The sequence below is a fragment of the Streptomyces cavernae genome (genome assembly GCF_004023625.1).
Lineage (GTDB): Bacteria > Actinomycetota > Actinomycetes > Streptomycetales > Streptomycetaceae > Streptomyces > Streptomyces cavernae.
In genome coordinates this window covers 324,630-340,456 of sequence record NZ_RPDJ01000005.1, presented here as the reverse complement: position 1 = coordinate 340,456, position 15,827 = coordinate 324,630, and the positions used below count along the sequence as shown (strand labels likewise).

General features: G+C 69.5%; 14 protein-coding genes. All 14 read right to left on the bottom strand.

The window, feature by feature from the left end; translation table 11 throughout:
• Window positions 1–54: 54 nt before the first annotated feature.
• The 14 genes from EF387_RS16115 to solA all read right to left on the bottom strand — a co-directional run bounded on the left by EF387_RS16115 (window position 55) and on the right by solA (window position 15,555).
• The gene (locus tag EF387_RS16115) at window positions 55–789 is read right to left on the bottom strand and encodes an SDR family NAD(P)-dependent oxidoreductase (RefSeq protein ID WP_128377226.1); all 735 of its coding nucleotides are present in this window, start codon (window positions 787–789) and stop codon (window positions 55–57) included.
• A gap of 129 nt (window positions 790–918) precedes the next feature.
• On the bottom strand, window positions 919–2,334 hold the full coding sequence (aspA, locus tag EF387_RS16110; protein ID WP_128377225.1) for an aspartate ammonia-lyase: 1,416 nt from the start codon (window positions 2,332–2,334) through the stop codon (window positions 919–921).
• A gap of 169 nt (window positions 2,335–2,503) precedes the next feature.
• A complete protein-coding gene (locus tag EF387_RS16105; RefSeq protein WP_128377224.1) occupies window positions 2,504–3,787 on the bottom strand; it encodes an NAD(P)/FAD-dependent oxidoreductase in 1,284 nt (427 codons plus the stop codon).
• Between the two features lie 49 nt (window positions 3,788–3,836).
• Window positions 3,837–4,502 carry a haloacid dehalogenase type II gene (locus tag EF387_RS16100; protein ID WP_128377223.1) on the bottom strand — a complete coding sequence of 222 codons (666 nt, stop codon included), beginning with the start codon at window positions 4,500–4,502 and terminating at the stop codon, window positions 3,837–3,839.
• Window positions 4,503–4,547: 45 nt separating this feature from the next.
• Window positions 4,548–5,498 carry an aldo/keto reductase gene (locus EF387_RS16095; protein ID WP_128377222.1) on the bottom strand — a complete coding sequence of 317 codons (951 nt, stop codon included), beginning with the start codon at window positions 5,496–5,498 and terminating at the stop codon, window positions 4,548–4,550.
• Complete coding sequence (locus EF387_RS16090) at window positions 5,495–6,952, bottom strand: aldehyde dehydrogenase family protein (RefSeq protein WP_128377221.1); 1,458 nt, start codon at window positions 6,950–6,952, stop codon at window positions 5,495–5,497. The genes EF387_RS16095 and EF387_RS16090 overlap by 4 nt, the downstream gene beginning before the upstream one ends.
• On the bottom strand, window positions 6,949–7,902 hold the full coding sequence (locus EF387_RS16085; protein WP_128377220.1) for a succinylglutamate desuccinylase/aspartoacylase family protein: 954 nt from the start codon (window positions 7,900–7,902) through the stop codon (window positions 6,949–6,951). The genes EF387_RS16090 and EF387_RS16085 overlap by 4 nt, the downstream gene beginning before the upstream one ends.
• 23 nt (window positions 7,903–7,925) lie before the next feature.
• Window positions 7,926–9,308 carry an aminotransferase class III-fold pyridoxal phosphate-dependent enzyme gene (locus tag EF387_RS16080; RefSeq protein WP_128377219.1) on the bottom strand — a complete coding sequence of 461 codons (1,383 nt, stop codon included), beginning with the start codon at window positions 9,306–9,308 and terminating at the stop codon, window positions 7,926–7,928.
• On the bottom strand, window positions 9,305–10,168 hold the full coding sequence (locus EF387_RS16075) for an ABC transporter permease (RefSeq protein WP_238431542.1): 864 nt from the start codon (window positions 10,166–10,168) through the stop codon (window positions 9,305–9,307). Before EF387_RS16075 ends, EF387_RS16080 begins: the two co-directional genes overlap by 4 nt.
• Window positions 10,168–11,061 (bottom strand): ABC transporter permease, encoded by an 894-nt coding sequence (locus EF387_RS16070; protein WP_128377217.1) that lies wholly within the window; start codon window positions 11,059–11,061, stop codon window positions 10,168–10,170. The genes EF387_RS16075 and EF387_RS16070 overlap by 1 nt, the downstream gene beginning before the upstream one ends.
• A gap of 3 nt (window positions 11,062–11,064) precedes the next feature.
• Window positions 11,065–12,204, bottom strand: coding sequence for an ABC transporter ATP-binding protein (locus EF387_RS16065; protein ID WP_128377216.1), 1,140 nt, complete (start codon window positions 12,202–12,204; stop codon window positions 11,065–11,067).
• A complete protein-coding gene (locus EF387_RS16060) occupies window positions 12,197–13,300 on the bottom strand; it encodes an ABC transporter substrate-binding protein (RefSeq protein ID WP_128377215.1) in 1,104 nt (367 codons plus the stop codon). The genes EF387_RS16065 and EF387_RS16060 overlap by 8 nt, the downstream gene beginning before the upstream one ends.
• A 77-nt stretch (window positions 13,301–13,377) precedes the next feature.
• Window positions 13,378–14,349, bottom strand: coding sequence for a succinylglutamate desuccinylase/aspartoacylase family protein (locus tag EF387_RS16055; protein ID WP_128377214.1), 972 nt, complete (start codon window positions 14,347–14,349; stop codon window positions 13,378–13,380).
• A 69-nt stretch (window positions 14,350–14,418) separates the two neighbouring features.
• Entirely contained in the window at window positions 14,419–15,555 is a 1,137-nt protein-coding gene (solA, locus tag EF387_RS16050) for an N-methyl-L-tryptophan oxidase (protein ID WP_128377213.1), read from the bottom strand.
• Between the last annotated feature and the right edge of the window lie 272 nt (window positions 15,556–15,827).

The window sequence follows — 15,827 nt, the reverse complement described above, 5'->3', positions numbered from 1 at the left end:
TTACTTAACTTCACCCGGACGGCGCGAAATCTCGATCAATGAGACCGTTGTCCTTCAGAACGCCGTGTAGCCGCCGTCGACGGGAAGGACGGCACCCGTGATGTACGACGACTCGGGGCAGGCGAGGAAGAGGACCGCGTCGGCGACCTCCTCGGGCGTGGCGAGCCGGCGGAGCGGGATGGAGTCCTCTCGCACGCGCCGGTAGGCGGCGGGATCGGGACGCCGCTGGAACGAGGCCTCGATGACCGGAGTCACGGTCAGACCGGGCGCGACCACGTTGACGCGGATGTTGCGGGACGCCCACTCGACGGCAGCGCCGCGCGCGAGGGCGATGAGGCCGCCCTTCGCGGCGGAGTACAGGGTCTGGTCGGGCATGCCGACCATGCCGAGGCGCGAGCTGACGCACACCATCGACGCGCCCGGCTCGGGCGCCAGCGGCATCAGGTGCTTCATGACCAGGAACGCGCTCAGGAGGTTGCTGTGGAGCACGTCGCGTGCGTCGTCGGCAGTGGTCTCCGCCAGCGGGCCGGACTTCTGGAGTCCGTGGCAGAGGACGACCACTCCCACTTCCCCCAGGTGATCCGCCGCTCGAGCGGCGAGCTCGGAGACGAAGGTCTCGTCGTTGAGGTCCCCCGCGAGGTAGAGATCGTCCGGATGGCCCTCGGGCAGCTCAGGTCGCCGTCCGGTGAGCAGGAGGTTGGCGCCCTCGCGGCGGAAGTGGGAGGCGACCGCCTGACCGATCCCGCTCGATGCTCCGGTGATCACGGCGTTGACGTCCTGCAGTCTCATATGCGTTCCTCGTCAGTCGTCGGGCGGACCTCCCCCGGCGACAGGCGGCACCCGTTCGTATCGTTGCGCGAGCACGGCGATGCCGGAGGGCGGGCCTGAGTCCCGGCCGGTCCCGGTGCCGTCGGCCCGTCAGGCCAGTACCTGTCCACTGCCGGCCACTACCTCGGGCCGCAGCAGGCCGGCGAGCGTCTCGGCGGGCAACAGGCCTCTCTCAAGGACGAGTTCGGCGACGCCCCGGCCGGTGGCGAGGGCTTCCTTGGCGATGTCCGTGGCCGCCGTGTAGCCGATGTGCGGGTTGAGGGCGGTGACCAGGCCGATGGAGTTCTCGACGGTCGCGCGCAACGTCTCGGTGTTGGCGGTGATGCCGGACACACAGCGCTCGGCCAGCGTCACGCATGCGTTGCGCAGGTGGGTGATGCTCTCCGACAGGGAGTGCAGAATGATCGGTTCGAAGGCGTTGAGCTGAAGCTGCCCGGCCTCGGCGGCCATGGTGATGGTGACGTCGTTGCCGATCACCTCGAAGGCGACCTGGTTGACGACTTCGGGGATGACCGGGTTGACCTTGCCCGGCATGATCGACGAACCGGCCTGTACGGGCGGCAGGTTGATCTCGCCGAGTCCTGCGCGCGGACCGGAGGAGAGCAGGCGCAGGTCGTTGCAGCTCTTGGAGAGCTTGACCGCGATCCGCTTGAGCACGCCGGACATCTGGACGAACGCGCCGCAGTCCTGGGTGGCTTCGACCAGGTTGGCGGCGGTGACCAGCGGCAGCCGGGTGATCCCGGCGAGATGGCGGCGGGCCGACTCGGCGTAGCCGGCTGGGGCGTTGAGGCCGGTGCCGATCGCGGTGGCACCGAGGTTGATCTCGTGGATCAGCTCCACGGCCTCGGAGAGCCGGCTGCGGTCCTCCTCGATCATGACCGCGTAGGCCGAGAACTCCTGACCGAGCGTCATCGGCACCGCGTCCTGGAGCTGGGTGCGGCCCATCTTGAGGATGTCCCGGAACTCGACCGCCTTGGCGGCGAAGGCGTCCTGGAGTACGAGCATGGCCCTGAGCAGGCCGTGCACCGCGAACACCGTCGCGATCTTCACGGCGGTCGGATAGACGTCGTTGGTCGACTGGCCGAGGTTGACGTCCTCGTTGGGGTGCAGGTGCTCGTACTGGCCCTTGGCGTGGCCCAGCAACTCCAACGCCCGGTTCGCCACCACCTCGTTGGCGTTCATGTTGGTGGAGGTGCCGGCGCCGCCCTGGATGACGTCGACGACGAACTGGTCGTGCAGCTTTCCGGCGCGTATCTCCTGGCAGGCCGCGACGATCGCGGCCGCTTTCCCCGGCTCCAGCAGGCCCAGTTCCTCGTTGGCGAGGGTGGCGGCCTCCTTCACCGCGGCCAGGGCTTCGACGAGGTACGGGTACGCGGAGATCGGTGTGCCCGTGATGGGGAAGTTCTCCATGGCGCGCAGGGTGTGAATCCCCCAGTACGCCTCGGCGGGGACGTCGCGGTCGCCGAGCAGGTCGTGCTCGCTGCGGGTGGCTGCGGCGGCAGTCATGGCGGTACGGGCCTTCTCTCGGAGCGGGGCGAGGCGGGTTGAGGGGGTTGAGGCGTGGGGTGAGGCGGTGGGGAGGCGGCGGCGACTCTGCGGGGACTTCCCACGACCGCTTCGCGGAAAGTCCCCGCAGTGTCACCGACATCGGCGTCGGCATCGGGCCGGCGTCGGCTCAGAGGAACTTGTCCTTCGCCTTGTAGTAGGCGCCGCCGAACGGCAGGAACCAGGCGGTGCCGTTGTAGAAGGGGACGGGGACCTTCGGGAAACCGAAACCGCGCAGCGGGTTGGCGTCCGGGCGGCCGTCCATCATCTCGGCGACCGCGCGGCCCATGTAGGTGGCCATCTGGACGCCATGGCCGCAGTAACCCATGGAGTAGTACAGGCCGTTGACCTCGCCGGCGTGCGGGATGCGGTCCCAGGAGAAGCCGACCATGCCGCCCCAGACGTAGTCGATGCGCACCCCCGCGAGCTGCGGGAAGATCTCGGTCATCTCCCGCTTGAGGATTTCACCGCTCTTGATGTCGGAGGCCGGGTTGGAGGGGGCGAATCGGGCCCGGCCGCCGAAGGCGAGGCGGTTGTCCGGGGTGAGACGGATGTAGTTGCCGACGTTCTTCTGGGCGACCAGCAGGCGGCCGTTGGGGATGAGTTCCTTGGCGCGCGCCTCCCCCAGCGGCTCGGTGACGATGATGAAGCTGCCGACGTTGATCAGCCGCTTGCGGAACCACGGCATCGACTTGTCGGTGTAGGCGTCCGTCGCCGCCATGACCTGCTTGGCACGGATGGTGCCGTGCAGGGTCTCCACCGAGAAGCCGCCGCCAGGGAGGCGGGTGAGGCCGGTGGCGGCGTTGCGCTCGTGGATCTCGGCACCGGCACGCTCGGCGGCGTCTGCCAGGCCGACGACGAACTTGCCCACGTGCACGGCTGCGCCGAGCGGGTCGAGCAGGGCGCCGTGGTAGTAGTCCGTGCCCAGCTCGGCGCGCAGCTCGCTCTTGCTCAGGACGACCGTCTCGTGGCCGAAGTTCTCGGCCAGGTCGCGCTGCTTGGCCTGCAGGCCCTCGAAGTGCTGGGGCTTGACGATCGCGCCGAGGCGCCCGGCACGGTGGAAGTCGCAGTCGATGTTCTCCTCGACCGCGATCTCCTCGACGAGGTCCACAGCGTCGCGGAACGCGTCGTAGAGCTCGCGAGCACGCTCCTGCCCGTAGCGCTTGCGGGCCTGGGCCGGGCTGATGGTGATGCCGGGGTTGCAGTGGCTGCCGTTGCGCCCGGAGGCGCCCGAACCGACCTGGTCCTTCTCGACGAGGACGACCCGGGCACCCTTGCGGGCGGCGTGGTAAGCGGTGGACAGGCCGGTGAGGCCGCCGCCGATCACCACCACGTCCGCCTCGTCGGGCAGGTCCTTCCCGGAACGGTCGGGGAGGGCGGGGGCTGTGTCCATCCAGTAGGGGATCTGCTTCATGGCGTGCGTCCTCTGTGTTCTCAGTCCTGTGTCGCCGGTGTGCCGTCGGTCAGCAGCCGAGGAGCTTCGGCAGACCCGACAGGTCGGGCAGCTCGTCGTACGGCTGGTAGTCGGCGCTGCCCTTGCGGCCGTAGCGGTTGATCCACACCCGGCGCTTCAGGCCCAGGTCGCGGGTCGGGATGTGGTCGTACTCCCAGCCCTGGGCGACGTGAATGACCTGCGACGACTCGACACCCATGGTCCGGAAGGCGTGCTTGAAGGTCTGGCGGTCCGGCTTGTAGGCGCCGGCCTGCTGGGCGGTGATGACGTAGTCGAACTCGACGCCGATGTTCTCGACGTTCCGCGCGATCAGGTTGTCGTCGGAGTTGGAGATGATGGCGATCTCGTACTTGGTCTTCAGCTTCCGCAGGGCCTCCGGGACCTCCGGCCAGGGGCCGAAGGTGGGGACGGCGTCCACGAGGGCCTCGCCGTCGGTCTCGCGGTACTCCAGGCCGTGCAGGCGCATGGCGTTGCGCAGGCTGGAGCACAGGACCTCGTGGTAAGGCCGGTAGGCCTCCAGGACGGCCTGGAAGCGCATGACGCGGAAGTCGTCGAGGAACTCGTCGACATCCAGGTTGTCCAGGTCGAGCCGGTCCTCGAGAACCTTCAGGGTCGTGGGGCCGAGCTCGAAGTTGATCAGGGTTGCATAGGCGTCGAAAGTGACGATCTCTCGCATGGTGTTCAGCCTCAGTCTCGCGTATTTCCAGAGGGAGTGGGGGACTCAGACGACGCGTTCGCCAGGGGTGACGATCGCGTCCAGGGCGGCCAGGTCGGCCGCGTGGGGGATCCAGTCGGCCGCCGCAGCGTTCGCGGTGACCTGTTCGGGGTTCATGGCGCCGCAGATGACGGAGCCGACGGCGGGCAGGGCCGCCAGTCCGCCGACGGCGACCTGGAGGAGGGTCAGGCCGCGTTCGGCGCCGTACGCGGTGAGCGCCTCCACTTTGTCGAGGGCCGCGTCGGTGAGCCAGCCCTGCCGCCACGACAGACGGCTGCCGGGCGGGGGCCGCTCGCCGCGCCGGTACTTGCCGCTGAGCAGGCCGTTGGCCAGCGGGTAGTACGGCAGCAGGCCGACGCCGTGGCGCAGGCAGGCGGGGGTCAGGTCCTGCTCCACACTGCGGTCGAGCAGGTGGTAACGGGCCTGCGTGGACACGAAGGCGTCCGTGAGCCGGCCGGCCTGGAGGTTGGAGCAGCCGATGTAGCGGATCTTGCCCTCCTCCACCAGTTCCCGGAGCGCGGCGACGGTCTCCTCCAGCGGGGTGACGCCGTCCGGCTCGTGGTACTGGTACAGGTCGATCCGGTCGGTGCCGAGCCGACGCAGGGACGCCTCGACGGCGTTCCGGATGTAGGGGCGGGCGCCCCGCCGGCCGTACAGGTCGGCCTCGGGGCCCATCTCCATACCGAACTTGGTGGCCAGGACGACGTGGTCCCGGTGCCCCTTCAGGGCGGCACCCAGGAGCCGTTCGCCGTCACCGCGCGAGCCGCCGGGCCCGCTGCCGCTCTCGCCGGACCCGCCGTACATGTCCGCCGTGTCGAACAGGGTGATCCCGGCATCCAGGGCCGCGTGGACGACGGCCTTCGTGCCCTCCTCGTCGAGGCGGGAGCCGAAGTTGTTGCCGCCGACACCGACGACGGACACGGCCGGGCCACGCCCGCCCAGGATGCGGTACCTCATGACCTGCTACCGAACCCGATGCAGACGTTCTTGGTCTGCAGGTAGCTGTCCAGCCCTGCCAGGCCCTTCTCCCGGCCCCAGCCGCTGTGCTTGTAGCCGCCGAAGGGGAGCTCGACACCGGTGCCGACACCGGTGGCGTTGACGTAGACCTGACCGGCCCGGATGCCCTCGGCCAGCCGCATCGCCTTGTCGATGTCACGCGTCCAGACGTAGGAGGCCAGGCCGTACGGACTGTCGTTGGCGATGTCCAGGGCCTCCTCGACCTCGTCGAACTCGATGACGGTGACGACGGGGCCGAAGATCTCCTCCCGGGCGCACCGGGCGTCGTTCGTCAGGCCCGTCAGGACAGTCGGCGCGACGAAGTAGCCGTCGGCCAGCGCCGGGTCGGACGGGGCACCGCCGACGCGGACCGTCCCGCCCTCCTGCCGGGCCACGTCCAGGTAGCTGAGCACCCGGTCGCGCTGCCGGGCGGCGACCAGCGGACCGATGTCCGGGTCGCTGAGCCCCGGGCCGACGCGCAGTGACGCGGCGTGCGCGACCAGCTTCTCGAGGAACTCCTCGGCGCCGCGCTGGAGCAGCAGCCGGGTGCCCGCCGAGCAGGTCTGGCCCGCGTTGCCGAAGGCCGAGGCCGCGACGGCGGTCAGCGCGAGGTCGAAGTCGGCGTCCGCGAAGACGACGACCGGCGACTTGCCGCCCAACTCCGTTACGGAAGGCACCACGTTGGCCGCGGCCGCCTGGGCGACCTTGATGCCGGTGGGCACCGAGCCGGTGAAGGTGACCTGGTTGATGTCGGGGTGGCCGGCGAGGGCCGCGCCCGTCTCCCCGTCGCCGGGGACGACGTTCAGGACGCCCGGCGGGAGACCGCACTCCAGGGCGATCCTGCCGATCTCCAGCGGGGTGAGCGGCGCCTCCGGCGACGGCTTGAGCACCACCGTGCAGCCCGCGGCCAGCGCGGGGGCGGAGCCCCTCGCGGTGTTCTGCAGCGGGTAGTTGAACGGGATGATCTGGCCGGAGACACCGATCGGCTCACGGACCGTGTAGTCGATCAGGCCGGGGCCGAGCGGGATCGTCGTGCCGCCGAGCTTGTCGGCGGCGCCCGCGTAGAACTCGAAGTAGCGGGCCGCGGCTTCGACATCGGCCTTGGCCTGGCGGAGCGGCTTGCCGACGTCCTGGCTCTCCAGCCGCGCCAGACGTTCGCCCTGGTAGCGGATGGCCTCGGCGATCCGGTACAGGATCCGGCCCCGGTCGGCGGCACGCATCCCGGCCCACTCGGGGGAGGTGAAGGCCGCTCTCGCCGCCGCCACCGCCTGGTCCACGTCCGCCTTGCCGCCCAGAGCCACCTGGGCGATCGCCGTCCCGTCGGACGGGTCCACGACGGTGAAGGAGCGCCCGTCGGCCGACGGGACCTGCTTGCCGTTGATCAGCAGCTCGGTCAGCTCAAGTTCAGCGCTCACGGCCGGATCTCCCCGAGGACCTCACCGAAGATGACGACCTCGTCGCCCGGACGGACCGTACGGATGCGGCGCACCCAGAGCACGATGCCCTCCTGCGGGGCGACGACCTCCTCCAGCGTGTTGCCGTAGTGGTCGGTGATGGTGGCGATCAGGTCGCCTTCCTTGCAGGTCTCCCCCGGCTCGGCGCGGGCGACGAAGAAGCCGCCGGCGGCGGACCGGGCGAAGGTGCCGGAGACGGTCGTGTAGGTGTCCCGCAGCACGGCCTCGCCGTCGATCATCTTGAGGCTGCGCAGGATGTTGCGGATCGAGTTCATGTGGTGCTCGACGTTGGCCTCGCGGTACGTGGCGCCACCGCACTCGATGGTGATGGCGGGCTTGCCGGCTTCGAGGACGGGGTGGCGGACCGTGCCGCCCCACTTGCCGCCCTTCCAGACCAGCTCGTGCCCGGCGGCGAGGGCGATGTCCGTCGCCAGGTCCTCGTAACCGCCCTGGAGGATGACGAGCGGGGCGATCTCGCCGTAGGCGCCGCCGGTGTGCAGGTCGACCACGGCGTCGACGACGGGGACGACCTTCTCGACGAAGGTGGCGGCCAGCCGCTGGGAGTACGAGCCCTCCGCGTCGCCCGGGAAGATGCGGTTGAGGTTGAGGTGGTCGATGCCGCTGGCGCGGGCCGCCGCCTCGAAGGCGGGGGTGTTCAGGCAGGGGATGCCGACGACGGTGCCGCGCAGGGTGGCCGGGTCGATCTCCGCGAGGACCCGGCGGATCGCCTCCTGGCCGTCGTACTCGTCGCCGTGCACGCCCGCGTCCACGCACAGGACCGGACCGTCCTGCACGCCGTTGACGACGATCAGCGGAATGCCGAGCTCCACGCCGTAGCTGCTGCTGCCGACCGGGATCAGGCCCTGGGCGCGCTCGCCCGGGGCGACGGTCAGGGGACCGATGGAGTACATGTGGTTCCTTCCCAAAACGTGGATCAGATGCGAACGGACGCCTCGGCGAGGGTGCCGGCGATGATCGCGGCGATACGGTCGAGGACGGCCCGGTCGCTGATCAGCGGGGGCGCGATCTGGACCAGCGGCGCGGAGCGGTTGTAGACGCGGGCCAGCAGGCCGGCCTCGCGCAGCCGGCGAGGGATCAGGTCGACGATCAGTTCGGCGCGGGCGGGGTCGCTGAAGCCGCCGCCGTCGAGGTCGCCGACGAGTTCGCAGGAGTAGAAGAACCCGGTGCCGCGGACGTCGCCGACGATTCTCAGGTCCTTGAGAGCCGCCATGCGCTGCGCCAACTCGCCCTGGAGACCGCGGACGTTGTCCAGAATCCGGTCCCGTTCCATGATCTCGAGGTTGCGCAGGGCGATGGCCGCGCTCAGCGGGTGCCCGGCGAAGGTGTAGCCGTGGTTGAGCACCTCACCGGGCCGGTTGATGACCTCGGTGACCTTGGTGCCGACCAAAGTCGCACCCAGCGGGGCGTATCCGGAGGTGATGCCCTTGGCGACGGTGACCATGTCCGGGCGGGCCCCGTAGAGGTCACCGCCGAACCACTCGCCGACCCGGCCGAAGCCCGTGATCACCTCGTCGGCGACGAGCAGGAAGCCGTACCGGTCGGCCAGCGCCCGCAACCCCTGCCAGTAACCCTTGGGCGGGGTGATGCATCCGCCCCGGTTCTGCACCGGCTCGGCGATCAGCATGGCGACGGTCTCCGGGCCCTCGGCCAGGATCGTGGCCTCCAGCTCGGCGAGCAGCCACGACGTGAACACCTCGTCGTCCGCGAACTCGGGTGCGAGACCGAAACGGCTGGTGTTCGACACGAACCGGGTGTCGATCGCCGGCGGACCGTACGGCTCCGTCAGGCCGGGGTCGTCGGTGAGCGACAGGGCGCCCACCGTCAGCCCGTGGTAGGCGCCGCGCCGGGCGATGGCCTTGGTGCGGCCCGGCTCCCCGCGCAGGGCGTGGTACCGGCGGGCGATTTTCCACGCGGTCTCGACGGCTTCGGCGCCACCGCTCGAGAAGAACGTGTGCTCGATGTCCACCGGGGCGATCCGGGACAGCCGCTCGGCGAGTTCGATCGCCGCCGGGTGCGCGGAGCCGGTCCACAGCGGGCTGTAGCACAGCTCGCGCAGTTGCCGTTCGGCGGCCTCGGCGAATTCGGGACCGTAGGAGTAGCCGAGCTGACAGCAGTACAGCCCTGACAGGCCGTCGATGTAGCGTCTGCCGTCCGCGTCCTCGACGTACGGGCCCTCCCCTCGCCGCACGACGAGGAGGTCCTCGCCCTCGGGGCCGAGCGATCCGTTGGCGGTCATGTTCAGCAGCAGGTGCCGCTGAGCGGTGGCGGCGGTCGGCTGAGCGGTGGCGACGGTCATACGGTCTCGCCTCCGGGGGTGGCGACGCCTGCCGTGTTCTCGACCGAGAGCAGGGAGCCCTGCCGGCCGGAGCCGATCCAGCGCACCAGGGCCACCAGGCCGAGGGCGAGGATCGCGAAGGCAGTGAGGAGCGCACTGACCGCGGTCACGCTGGGGTCGATCTCGAAGGTGAGCGAGTTGTAGACCCGCACCGGCAGGGTGACGGTGTCGACCGAGGAGAGGAACTGCGAGATGTAGAACTCGTCGAAGCTGGTGATGAACGAGAAGATCGCCGCCGCGATCATTCCCGGCGCGGCCAGGGGGAAGGTGATCTTCCGGGCGATCGTCAGCCGTCCGGCGCCCATGCTCGCGGCGGCGTCCTCCAGGCGTTCGTCGATGCCGCGCAGGGTCGCGATCAGGATCAGCACCGCGATCGGCGAGGCGAGCACGGTGTGTCCCAGGGCGATGGCGATCGGGCTGCCCAGCATCGCTGCCGGCTCGAACAGCAGGAACAACCCCAGCGCGGTGACGATCTGCGGGATGACCAGCGGTCCCAGGACCAGGGCGAAGACCGCCGAGCGCAGCGGGAGTTCGCTGCGGACCAGGGCGGTCGCCGCGGTGACACCGATGATGAGGGAGAAGACGGTGCTCAGGGCGGCGACCAGGGCGCTCAGGGACATGGCGGCCGGCCACTTGCTGCCGTCGGCGAACAGGGCCTTGTACCAGTTCAGCGTCCATGCCTCGGGCGGGAAGGCCGCGAAGGCGTTGTTGCTGAAGGAGGTGACGAGGATGACGACGATCGGCAGCGCCAGGAACAAAAGGATCACGGTGGCGACGGCGGTCAGGGCGATCCGCCCGGCGAGACTCTTGCGCAGCTCCATCAGGACCCACTCCTCTTCTTACGGCTCGCGCCGAGGGAGCTGACGAGCTTGACCAGCAGCAGTCCGGCGAGGGTGAGCAGCAGCAGGATGACGCCTTGCGCAGCCGCGCCGTTCCACTGGTTTTCCTTGGTCACCTGCTGGTTGATGAGGGTGGCGATCATCGTCTGGTTGGGTCCGCCCATCAGGGCGGGGGTGATGTAGTAGCCCAGCGAGAGGATGAAGCTGAGCAGTCCGGCACTGGCAAGCCCGGGGCCGACCAGCGGCAGGTACACCCGGCAGAAGATCGTCACCCGGCCCGCGCCCATGCTGGCCGCGGCCGCCAGCAGGCGCCGGTCCACACCACGCATCACCCCGTACAGCAGCAGCACCGTGTACGGGAGCATCATCGACGTGGTGCCGATGACCACACCCAACTCGTTGTAGAGCAGCTGGAACGGCGCCCCCGGCGCCCACGCCAGGGTCTCGTTCACCATGCCCTTGTCGCCGAGCATGATGATCCAGCCGTAGGTGCGTACCAGGGCGCTGATGAAGTGCGGGACGACCACGACCAGCATCGCAAGTCCCGCCCACAGCGGCTTGAGCCGGGTGATCGCCTGGGCCAGGACGAACCCGAAGACCAGGCTCAGCACGGCGGTCTCGGCGGAGATCCTGAGCGTGGTGAACAACACCGACAGGTTCACGCCGGAGAGGGCGTCGGCGTACCAGTGCAGGGTGAACGATCCGTCGGCGTCCTTCAGGCTCAGCAGCAGCGTGCTGAAGATCGGGTAGACGAACAGCAGCAGCAGATAGACGACGACCGGCAGCGCGTAGAGGATCCCGACCCGGGTCCTGCGTGAGGCGAGGAGCTTGCGCGGCCGGGCAGGCGCGGGAGTGGTGGCGGTGAGGGCGGCCATGGCTCACCCGCCCTGTTCGTCGGCGAAGAGGTTGACGTCCTCGGGGTCGGTGGTGATCCCGACCCGCTCGCCGGCGACGGGGCCCCGGCCTGCCGGTACCTCCAGGCGCAGCAGCGGCGCCTCCTTGCCGTCGATGCGCACGCCCGCACGGACCAGGGTGCCGACGTAGGTGGCGGTCTCGACCGTGCCGGTACAGAAGCCGTCGTCGGTGGCACAGGCCCGCAGCCGGCCCGGCTGCACGGCGACCTTGACCTCGGTGCCGGGGGCGAGCTGATGACGGCGCGCCGTGATCAGGCCACCGGAGTTGTCCAGGCGCACCAGGGTGTGCTCGCCGTCGTGCTTCTCCACGCGGCCGGGCAGGAAGTTGGCCGCGCCGAGGAAGTCCGCCACGAACGGGGTCTTGGGCCGTTCGAACAGCTCCCTCGGGGTGTCGAACTGCTCGATCAGGCCGTTGCGCATCACCGCGATGCGGTCGGACATGACCAGCGCCTCTTCCTGATCGTGCGTCACATAGATGACGGTCAGGCCGAGTTCCTGCTGGATGGTCTTGATCTCGACCTGCAGTTGGTCGCGCAGCTTCTTGTCCAGGGCGCCGAGCGGTTCGTCCATGAGGATGACCGGCGGGCGGTAGACCAGCGCCCGGCACAGGGCGACCCGCTGCTGCTGACCGCCGGACAGCTCGCGCGGCTTGCGGCCGCCGAACCCGGACAGGCCGGCGATCTCCAGCGTCTCCCCGACCCGCTTGCGGATCTCGTCCTTGCCCACTCCGCGCAGGGTGAGCGGGAAGGCGACGTTTTCCTGCACCGTCATGTGCGGGAAGAGCAGGTACTGCTGGAAGACGAAGCCCAGGCCCCGCTTCTGCGGCGCGAGGCGGGTGACGTCGCGGCCGCCGACGGTGATGGTGCCGGAGTCGGGTTCGCAGAACCCGGCGATCATCATCAACGTCGTGGTCTTGCCCGACCCCGAGGAGCCGAGGAAGGTGACGAACTCCCCGGCCGCGATCTCCATGGACGCCTCGTCAACAGCGACGACGTCCCCGTACGTCTTGCGCAGGGCCACTACCGACAGCGCTTTGCCGGTCGCGGTGGCCGGCGTGACGCCGGCCACCTTGACAGACGGTGTGGCAACACCGAATTCAGCCACGAGCCCACTCCAGCCAGCGCTTGGTGACGGCCGCTTCGTTCTTCAGCCACCAGTCGACATCCGCGTCAAAACCCTTGTCGTAGTACTGCGGCGCACCCGCCAGCGCGTTGCGCTCGGCCTCGGTGAGCTTTTCGTAGGCCAGCGGAGACGACGGGTTCGACGGGAAGGCCTTGGCCAGGTTGGCCTGGCTCTCGGCACGCAGCGAGAAGTCCATGAGCTGGTAGGCGTTGTCCACGTTGGCCGCGCCCTTGGCTATGGCATAGCCCTGGAACTGGCGGCGCATGCCGTTGAGCTGACGTTCCACCGGGACGCCCTGCTTCTGCAGATCGGCGATCCGGCCGTCCCAGACGGTGGACATCGTCACCTCCTCGCGGCTGAGCAGCACACCGGGCAGCGGGCCGCTGTCCCAGAACTTCTTGATGTTCGAGCGCAGCCGGGTCAGCACCTTGAACGCGCGGTCCACATCGAGCGGGTACAGCTTGTCCATCGGCACACCGTCGGCCAGCAGCGCGAACTCCAGCTCGGGCAGGTCACCGTCCGGGTGGACCATCGCGCGGGCACCCTTGAACGCCTTGGTGTCGAAGAAGTCCGCCCACGACTCCGGCTTCCTGCCGCCGAAGGCGTCCGTGCGGTACGCGATGCACTGACCGTAGAAGCTGCTGCCGATGGCATGGTCGGTGATCTGGTTCTCGGGGATCTTCGCGCTCTTCACGCTCTTGACCCGCTCCAGGTCCAGCGCCTCCAGCGCGTCCTGCTTCAGGTACTTGGTGTGGGACATCATCGAGTTGTTGATGAGGTCGCACTGCGGGCGGCCCTGCTTGATCTGGGCCAGCAGCGGGGCGTCGTCCAGGTTCAGCACCTTGACCTGGATGCCGGTCTCCTGGGTGAACGGCGTGTAGATCGCCTTCTGCAGGGCCGCGCCGTAGGAACCGCCGCTGTCACGGACGACCACCGTCTTGCCGCCGCCATTACCGCCACCGCCGACGGACCGGCTGGTGCCTGTGCCACAGGCGGCGAGCGAGGGAAGAGCAGCGAGGGCGGCGAGGCCGCCTGCTCCGCGCAGAAGCGCTCTACGACCGATCACGGCATCACTCATGACAATCTCCTGGAAGTAGCGCAATGGGGGACCAGCTCGGTGGGACAGGGGGAATCAACGGGCGAACGTGCGGCCCGTCAGTGGTGCGGAGTGGCGATGGCGGCGAGTTCCGTGCCGGGGCGGACGGAGAGTCCGTTCATGCCGTAGATGATCTTTCCGGTGGCGGTGGCGGTGACCTTGTGCTCGGCGCCTTCGATCGGGTCGATGATGCGGCCGATGGTCTGTCCTTCGGTGACCTCGTCACCGGTGACCGCGTCCGGATACCACAGACCGGTGACCTGGGAGGCGACCTCGCCCGTCCAGACCCAGTCGCGCGGCTGTACGGTCGCCGGCTTGACGTGCTCCGACGCCTCGATGACGCCGAGGTGGTGCAGGATCCGGTACAAGGCGTCGAGCAGCCTGCGCACGGTGGCGGGGTCGCGGTCGCCGAGTTGACCGGTCTCGACGAGGATCGCGGGGATACGCTGACGGTTCGCCGCGGCGTGGCTGTTGCCGCCGTCCGCGCTGGTGCCGAAGATGACCAGCTCGTATCCGACCGCGTGGGCCATCGCCTTGTTCTTCGCGTCGAGCTCGTCGTCGCCGGTCAGGCGGTAGCCGACGAAGTCGAGCAGATGCTGGTCGATGCCGCCGCTGTGCAGGTCCACATAGGCGTCGGCGCCGTCGATCAGGTGCTCGAACAGCCAGGCCGCCATCCGGTCGGTGGGGCCGCCGTCCTTGTCGCCGGGGAAGACGCGGTTGATGTTCACGCCGTCCAGCGGGGAGACGTTGAGCCTGCCCCCGTAAACGGCCGGCGGATTGGCCACGGGACAGATCACCAGTTGGCCGGCGACCTGGTCCGGTTCCAGCAGCCCGGCCAGGCGGGTGGTGGCGTCGAGGCTGATGAACTCGCCGCCGTGGACACCGCCGGTGATCACCACCCTTGGGCCGGGACGGGATCCGTTGACGAGGATCAGGGGCACCTCCACCGTCGTGGAGCCGAGGTCGGCGGGCAGGCTCCCGCGGGTCTTCTGGCCGGGCTCGGCCCGCAGCGGGCCGATGCTCAGGGTCATGTCTTACCTCGTTCGGACTCAGGCCGCGGCGCGGCCGTGTGTGGTCACCGAAGGTTTGTCGGGGCGGGCTCAGGCCGCGGTGCGGCCGACGGTGGAGATGAAGTCGATGGGTTGCGGGGAGACTCCGTCCAGCGCGAGGTCGGCCGCGATGTCTCCGAAAGCGGGCGCGAGCTTGAAGCCGTGGCCGGAGAAGCCGGCGAGCAGGACGACGTTCTCGGCGCCGGGCAGCGGGCCGACCAGCGGGCGGCTGCTCTTGGTGTAGCCCTCCATGTAGACGGACAGGCGGGTCGGGTCGGGGTGCAGGTCCGGCAGGTGGCGGCCGATCAGCTCGGCGAAGATCTCCAGTTCCTCCGGCTGTACGGTCCGGTCCAGCTTGTTCGGGTCGCCCGCGGGGCGGTGCAGGGCCTGGGAGAGGCCGAGCTTGACCGAGATGCCGTCCGGGGAGGGCAGGCCGTAGCAGTGGGTGGGCGCGGTCCGGATGAAGGCAGGGCGCTCCTCGCCGAACCAGGCGTCGGTGGTGGGCACGAACCAGGCGCTGACCAGGCGGCGGATGTCCACCTCCCACGGCAGGTCGGGCAGCAGGTCGCCCACCCAGGGGCCCGGGGTGACCACGGCCGCGTCGAAGCGCTCGCTGCCGGCGTCGGTGCGGACCTCCACGCCGCCCGCGACGGGGACGATCTCGCGGACCGTGGTGTAGCGGTGGATGACGGCGCCCAGTTGCTCGGCGCGGCGGGCGGCGGTCTGAATGGTCAGCTCGGGGCGGATGAAGCCGGCGCGGCGGTCGAGCACGGCCGCGTCACCGTCCTCGAGCCGGTACTGCGGGAAGCGCTTGGCGAGGGCCTCGGCGTCGAGCACCTCGTGGTCGAGGTCGTGCTCGGCGATGGACTCGAGGACGGTGGCCATCTGCTGGTGCTCGGTCGGCCCCATCAGCAGGCATCCGGTCAGGCGGCGCAGTTCGCGGCCGGTCTCCTGCTGGAGCTGCTCGTACAGGGCGTCGGCGTGCTTGAGGAGCGGGACGTACCGGGAGTCCTCGAAGTGTGCGCTGCGGAAGATCCGGGTCTCACCGCCGGCCGCGCTGCGGTCGTGGCCGGGAGCGTACCGGTCGTATCCGACGACCTCGGCGCCACGGGCGGCCAGGCGCCAGGCGGCCTGGCTGCCCATCGTTCCGACACCGACGACGGCGACGCGCTTCCTGGCAGCTGACACAGGACTTTCCTTTCGTATCGCCGGGGCGCATGCTGGGCACCCCGGCGTGAGGTGTTCGATTCGCGATGTTTTGGACGGGGGCCGGGCCCCCTCGTCAGGCCCAGGGCTCTCAACGGCCGCGTCTCGCAGGTCCGGCCCACTTCTTCGGATCTTTCTTCCGCGAGCCGTGCCACATTGTGGAACGCTGTGCTAGAATCTGGCACAGACAATGACAGCGGCACGGAGGGGAGTCAAGAGGGTGTCCACAAGAAATTCCGAGGATTAAGTGGGGG

Excerpts from the sequence above, each read along its gene's own strand:
- EF387_RS16115 (WP_128377226.1), bottom strand. The coding sequence starts at position 789 with ATGAGACTGCAGGACGTCAACGCCGTGATCACCGGAGCATCGAGCGGG.
- aspA (WP_128377225.1), bottom strand. The coding sequence starts at position 2,334 with ATGACTGCCGCCGCAGCCACCCGCAGCGAGCACGACCTGCTCGGCGAC.
- EF387_RS16105 (WP_128377224.1), bottom strand. The coding sequence starts at position 3,787 with ATGAAGCAGATCCCCTACTGGATGGACACAGCCCCCGCCCTCCCCGAC.
- EF387_RS16100 (WP_128377223.1), bottom strand. The coding sequence starts at position 4,502 with ATGCGAGAGATCGTCACTTTCGACGCCTATGCAACCCTGATCAACTTC.
- EF387_RS16095 (WP_128377222.1), bottom strand. The coding sequence starts at position 5,498 with ATGAGGTACCGCATCCTGGGCGGGCGTGGCCCGGCCGTGTCCGTCGTC.
- EF387_RS16085 (WP_128377220.1), bottom strand. The coding sequence starts at position 7,902 with ATGTACTCCATCGGTCCCCTGACCGTCGCCCCGGGCGAGCGCGCCCAG.
- EF387_RS16080 (WP_128377219.1), bottom strand. The coding sequence starts at position 9,308 with ATGACCGTCGCCACCGCTCAGCCGACCGCCGCCACCGCTCAGCGGCAC.
- EF387_RS16075 (WP_238431542.1), bottom strand. The coding sequence starts at position 10,168 with ATGGAGCTGCGCAAGAGTCTCGCCGGGCGGATCGCCCTGACCGCCGTC.
- EF387_RS16070 (WP_128377217.1), bottom strand. The coding sequence starts at position 11,061 with ATGGCCGCCCTCACCGCCACCACTCCCGCGCCTGCCCGGCCGCGCAAG.
- EF387_RS16060 (WP_128377215.1), bottom strand. The coding sequence starts at position 13,300 with ATGAGTGATGCCGTGATCGGTCGTAGAGCGCTTCTGCGCGGAGCAGGC.
- EF387_RS16055 (WP_128377214.1), bottom strand. The coding sequence starts at position 14,349 with ATGACCCTGAGCATCGGCCCGCTGCGGGCCGAGCCCGGCCAGAAGACC.